This is a genomic window from Candidatus Phytoplasma citri (assembly GCF_002009625.1).
Classification (GTDB): Bacteria; Bacillota_I; Bacilli_A; order Acholeplasmatales; family Acholeplasmataceae; genus Phytoplasma; species Phytoplasma citri.
Window position 1 is genome coordinate 1 of record NZ_MWKN01000064.1, and the last position, 816, is coordinate 816.

1 pseudogene is annotated in these 816 nt (G+C 37.0%); it reads left to right on the top strand.

What is annotated here, in order from left to right:
• A pseudogene (locus B2G44_RS01910) lies at positions 1–816 on the top strand (group II intron reverse transcriptase/maturase); the annotation flags it as partial.

Consider the following 816-nt stretch of genomic DNA (forward strand, 5'->3'; position numbering starts at 1 on the left):
AAAACCAATTAAGAAAGGAAACCTAGAATATGGGAAGGCATGGCGTAAAAACCAGCACCATCAACTGGGAGTCGATAGGTATATCAATTTAAACCCAAAGACAAGAATTGAGTACATCCGTTACGCTGATGATTTTATCATTGGTGTTAAAGGTGAATATGACAAAGCCGAAAGGGTTAAGAATCAAGTAACACAATGGCTAGAACAAGATCTGAAACTTACCATTAGTAAGAACAAATCGAAAATTGTGCAAGCCAATAAAGGGACAAGATTCCTATCCTACATGATAAAGGTGAATCCCACCAATAAAACTCGTATAAGGAAATCTACAAGGAATTCCCTAAACGGCAGTGTTCAAATCCAAGTTCCCCAAGCAAAAGCTGAAGAATATGGATATGAATACAATTGGTTAAAAAGGGGGAAGATAAAACACGACGAAACATTAGCGGATCGAGACGAATTAGAAATAATCCGGACCTACTAGAGGCATTACCCAATACTTTTGCTTAGCTAACAATCTCGGGGTTTTAATCCATCTAAATTATCTAGTTGAATACAGCTGTTTGAAAACACTGGCAAGAAAACAAAAAACATCGATTGCCAGAGTTCGGAAGAAATTCAATATAAGTTCAACTTGGGGTATCTCCTATATTAACAAAGGAAAGACTCAATATGAACCATGGGAAGTCTACTCTTGGGATAAAATTAAAAAAATGCGTAAATACAAGGGAGACCCTGATATTACCATTAATAGATTTATATTCCGAGGTCGCACACATCTAACTGACCGTTTGAAAGCGGAACGTTGTGAGAACT